The sequence below is a fragment of the Aestuariimicrobium sp. T2.26MG-19.2B genome (genome assembly GCF_950101875.1).
Taxonomy (GTDB): Bacteria; Actinomycetota; Actinomycetes; order Propionibacteriales; family Propionibacteriaceae; genus Aestuariimicrobium; species Aestuariimicrobium kwangyangense.
Genome location: NZ_CATNLW010000004.1, coordinates 1 through 5,261, shown reverse-complemented (window position 1 = coordinate 5,261; position 5,261 = coordinate 1). Strand labels below are relative to the sequence as shown.

General features: G+C 56.1%; 3 rRNA genes. All 3 read left to right on the top strand.

The features are described from left to right. Positions 1-26 precede the first annotated feature (26 nt). The 3 genes from QQZ11_RS13550 to rrf all read left to right on the top strand — a co-directional run bounded on the left by QQZ11_RS13550 (position 27) and on the right by rrf (position 5,211). A 16S ribosomal RNA gene (locus QQZ11_RS13550) occupies positions 27-1,543 on the top strand. 350 nt (positions 1,544-1,893) lie between these two features. Further along, positions 1,894-4,993: ribosomal RNA gene (locus QQZ11_RS13545) — 23S ribosomal RNA — on the top strand. A gap of 101 nt (positions 4,994-5,094) precedes the next feature. Continuing rightward, a 5S ribosomal RNA gene (gene rrf / locus QQZ11_RS13540) occupies positions 5,095-5,211 on the top strand. The 16S, 23S and 5S rRNA genes sit together here, the layout of an rRNA operon. Positions 5,212-5,261: the final 50 nt, after the last annotated feature.

Below are 5,261 nucleotides of genomic sequence, written 5' to 3'. Positions count from 1 at the left end.
CTTTTGTGGTGGGGTGGTTGTTGTTTTCAACGGAGAGTTTGATCCTGGCTCAGGACGAACGCTGGCGGCGTGCTTAACACATGCAAGTCGAGCGGTAAGGCCTTTCGGGGTACACGAGCGGCGAACGGGTGAGTAACACGTGAGTAACCTGCCCCAGACTTTGGGATAACAGTTGGAAACAGCTGCTAATACCGGATATGAGCCTCCCTGGCATCGGGGGGGTTGGAAAGCTCCGGCGGTCTGGGATGGGCTCGCGGCCTATCAGCTTGTTGGTGAGGTAGTGGCTCACCAAGGCTTCGACGGGTAGCCGGCCTGAGAGGGCGACCGGCCACACTGGGACTGAGATACGGCCCAGACTCCTACGGGAGGCAGCAGTGGGGAATATTGCACAATGGGCGGAAGCCTGATGCAGCAACGCCGCGTGCGGGATGACGGCCTTCGGGTTGTAAACCGCTTTCACCTGTGACGAAGCGGAAGTGACGGTAGCAGGAGAAGAAGCACCGGCCAACTACGTGCCAGCAGCCGCGGTGATACGTAGGGTGCGAGCGTTGTCCGGAATTATTGGGCGTAAAGAGCTTGTAGGCGGTTTGTCGCGTCGGAAGTGAAAACTCAGGGCTCAACCCTGAGCGTGCTTTCGATACGGGCAGACTTGAGGAATGCAGGGGAGAATGGAATTCCTGGTGGAGCGGTGGAATGCGCAGATATCAGGAGGAACACCGGTGGCGAAGGCGGTTCTCTGGGCATTTCCTGACGCTGAGAAGCGAAAGCGTGGGGAGCAAACAGGCTTAGATACCCTGGTAGTCCACGCCGTAAACGGTGGGTACTAGGTGTGGGGGACATTCCACGTTCTCCGTGCCGCAGCTAACGCATTAAGTACCCCGCCTGGGGAGTACGGCCGCAAGGCTAAAACTCAAAGGAATTGACGGGGCCCCGCACAAGCGGCGGAGCATGTTCATTAATTCGATGCAACGCGAAGAACCTTACCTGGGTTTGACATATACCGGAAACATCTGGAGACAGGTGCCCCTTTTTGGTCGGTATACAGGTGGTGCATGGCTGTCGTCAGCTCGTGTCGTGAGATGTTGGGTTAAGTCCCGCAACGAGCGCAACCCTCGTCCATTGTTGCCAGCGGGTAATGCCGGGGACTCAATGGAGACCGCCGGGGCCAACTCGGAGGAAGGTGGGGATGAGGTCAAGTCATCATGCCCCTTATGTCCAGGGCTTGAAACATGCTACAATGGCAGGTACAAAGGGCTGCGATACCGCAAGGTTGAGCGAATCCCAAAAAGCCTGTCTCAGTTCGGATTGGGGTCTGCAACTCGACCCCATGAAGTCGGAGTCGCTAGTAATCGCAGATCAGCAACGCTGCGGTGAATACGTTCCCGGGGCTTGTACACACCGCCCGTCAAGTCATGAAAGTCGGCAACACCCGAAGCCGGTGGCCCAACCCTTGTGGAGGGAGCCGTCGAAGGTGGGGCTGGTAATTAGGACTAAGTCGTAACAAGGTAGCCGTACCGGAAGGTGCGGCTGGATCACCTCCTTTCTAAGGAGCCTTCTTGGTCAGTGCCTGTGGGTGCTGGTCCATGTTTGCCAGGTTTCGGGGCGTTCGTTCCCGGTCTGGTGGGCTTGTGGAATTGTGGAACGTTGGCTGGAGAGGCTTGGTGCCGGTTGTCCGTGCAAGTACAGCCCCTGTTGTGGGGGAGTGGAACGTGTGGGTGGTTCGGTGGTGGGTTTCGTGAGCACGCTGTTGGGTCCTGAGGGGTCGGTTGCTTCGGTGACGGATTGCTCTGCGCGGACCGGTGGCTGGTGCCCTGTTGTGGGGTGGTGGTGCCGGGCTCGCCCGTATTTTGAGAACTGCACAGTGGACGCGAGCATCTTTGTAGATATTTTTTTGAACAAGCTACTAAGTGCGATCGGTGGATGCCTAGGCACCAAGAGCCGATGAAGGACGTTGTAACCTGCGATAAGCCCTGGGGAGCTGGTAAACGAGCTGTGATCCTGGGATTTCCGAATAGGGAAACCTTGAAAGTACCGGAGTCATGTCCGGCAACCTCTGCCTGAATATATAGGGCAGTTGGAGGGAACGTGGGGAAGTGAAACATCTCAGTACCCACAGGAAAAGAAAACAACCGTGATTCCGTGAGTAGTGGCGAGCGAAAGCGGAAGAGGCCAAACCGTATGTGTGTGATAGCTGACAGGCGTTGCATGTGCGGGGTTGTGGGACCATTCGGTCGGGGCTGTTGACCCGGCGGCGAGTAAGAAATGATCAAGCGAAGTCGAACCACCTGGGAAGGTGGAGCGTAGAGGGTAATACTCCTGTAGACGTAAGTTGATCACTCGTGAGTGTCATCCCAAGTAACGCGGAACTCTTGAAATTCCGCGTGAATCTGGCGGGACCACCCGTTAAGCCTAAATACTCCTTGGTGACCGATAGCGGACAAGTACCGTGAGGGAAAGGTGAAAAGTACCCCGGGAGGGGAGTGAAATAGTACCTGAAACCGATCGCATACAATCCGTCGGAGCCCTGCGGGGTGACGGCGTGCCTTTTGAAGAATGAGCCTGCGAGTTAGTGGTATGTGGCGAGGTTAACCCGTGTGGGGGAGCCGTAGCGAAAGCAAGTCCGAACAGGGCGTTGAGTCGCATGCTCTAGACCCGAAGCGTAGTGATCTATCCATGGCCAGGGTGAAGCGACGGTAAGACGTCGTGGAGGCCCGAACCCACTTGGGTTGAAAACCGAGGGGATGAGCTGTGGATAGGGGTGAAAGGCCAATCAAACTACGTGATAGCTGGTTCTCCCCGAAATGCATATAGGTGCAGCGTTGCGTGTTTCTTGCCGGAGGTAGAGCACTGGATGGTCTAGGGGGCCCAAAAGCTTACCGAAATCAACCAAACTCCGAATGCCGGTAAGTGAGAGCGCAGCAGTGAGACTGTGGGGGATAAGCTTCACAGTCGAGAGGGAAACAGCCCAGATCATCAGCTAAGGCCCCTAAGCGATAACTAAGTGGAAAAGGATGTGGAGTTGCGGTGACAACCAGGAGGTTGGCTTGGAAGCAGCCACCCTTGAAAGAGTGCGTAATAGCTCACTGGTCAAGTGATTCTGCGCCGACAATTTAGCGGGGCTCAAGTTATCCGCCGAAGCTATGGCATTCACGCGTGTACTTGACTTTCGAGTCCAGGTGCGTGGATGGGTAGGGGAGCGTCGTGTGCGCGATGAAGCGGCGGGGTGACCCAGTCGTGGAGAGCACACGAGTGAGAATGCAGGCATGAGTAGCGAATGACGGGTGAGAAACCCGTCCGCCGAATATCCAAGGGTTCCAGGGTCAAGCTAATCTGCCCTGGGTAAGTCGGGACCTAAGGCGAGGCCGACAGGCGTAGTCGATGGACAACGGGTTGATATTCCCGTACCGGCGAAGTACGGCCCATGCTGAATCAGGTGATGCTGAGCACGGAAGGTGTCGGAGGTCTTCGGATCGATGATGCTGACTCTGCGACCCAAACTTGTAGTAGGCAAGCTGCGGAGGGACGCAGGAAGGTAGCCCATCCCGGTGACTGGTATGCCGGGACAAGCGTGTAGGGCGAGGGGTAGGCAAATCCGCTCCTCATGTGCCTGAGACGTGACGTCGTGATTGGAATTCGTTTCCAAGAGTGGGTGATCCTATGCTGCCTAGAAAAGCTTCGTGAGCGACGTATGAGCCGCCCGTACCCCAAACCGACACAGGTGGATAGGTAGAGAATACCAAGGCGATCGAGATAATCGTGGTGAAGGAACTCGGCAAAATACCCCCGTAACTTCGGGATAAGGGGGACCGGATGTGTGAGGGCACGAGCTGTCTGAAGCATTGAAGGTCGCAGAGACCAGGCCCAAGCGACTGTTTACTAAAAACACAGGTCCGTGCCAAGTCGAAAGACGATGTATACGGACTGACTCCTGCCCGGTGCTGGAAGGTTAACGGGAAGTGTCAGCGCAAGCGAAGCACTGAACTTAAGCCCCAGTAAACGGCGGTGGTAACTATAACCATCCTAAGGTAGCGAAATTCCTTGTCGGGTAAGTTCCGACCTGCACGAATGGAGTAACGATTTGGGCGCTGTCTCCACCACGAACTCGGCGAAATTGCAGTACGAGTAAAGATGCTCGTTACGCGCAGCAGGACGGAAAGACCCCGGGACCTTTACTATAGTTTGGTATTGGTGTTCGGTGCGACTTGTGTAGGATAGGTGGGAGACTGTGAAGCAGCCACGCCAGTGGTTGTGGAGTCATCGTTGAAATACCACTCTGGTCGCTCTGGATATCTAACCTAGGTCCATGATCTGGATCAGGGACAGTGCCTGATGGGTAGTTTGACTGGGGCGGTCGCCTCCCAAAAGGTAACGGAGGCGCCCAAAGGTTCCCTCAGCCTGGTTGGTAATCAGGTGGCGAGTGTAAGTGCACAAGGGAGCTTGACTGTGAGAGAGACATCTCGAGCAGGGACGAAAGTCGGGACTAGTGATCTGGCGGTGGCTTGTGGAAGCGCCGTCACTCAACGGATAAAAGGTACCCCGGGGATAACAGGCTGATCTTGCCCGAGCGCTCACAGCGACGGCATGGTTTGGCACCTCGATGTCGGCTCGTCGCATCCTGGGGCTGGAGTCGGTCCCAAGGGTTGGGCTGTTCGCCCATTAAAGCGGCACGCGAGCTGGGTTTAGAACGTCGTGAGACAGTTCGGTCCCTATCCGCTGCGCGCGTAGGAATCTTGAGAAGAGCTGTCCTTAGTACGAGAGGACCGGGACGGACTAACCTCTGGTGTGCCAGTTGTTCTGCCAAGAGCACGGCTGGTTGGCTACGTTGGGAAGTGATAACCGCTGAAAGCATCTAAGCGGGAAGCACGCTTCAAGATGAGGGTTCCCACAGAATAATCTGGTAAGGCCCCCGGCAGACCACCGGGTGATAGGTCGGATGTGGAAGTGCTGAAAGGCATGGAGCTGACCGATACTAATAGGCCGAGGGCTTGTTCATTCATCTACAAAGATGCTACGCGTCCACTGTGTGGTTCCCGGGATACGGTCGGGAACCAGGCTTGATAATTGAATGCTTGGTCCGACACATCTCCATAGTGTTTCGGTGGCCATGGCGAAAGGGAAACACCCGGTTCCATTCCGAACCCGGAAGTTAAGCCTTTCAGCGCCGATGGTACTGCAGGGGGGACCCTGTGGGAGAGTAGGACGCCGCCGGACTTACAACACCCCCTTGATCTTCGGATCAAGGGGGTGTTTCCATTTGTGCC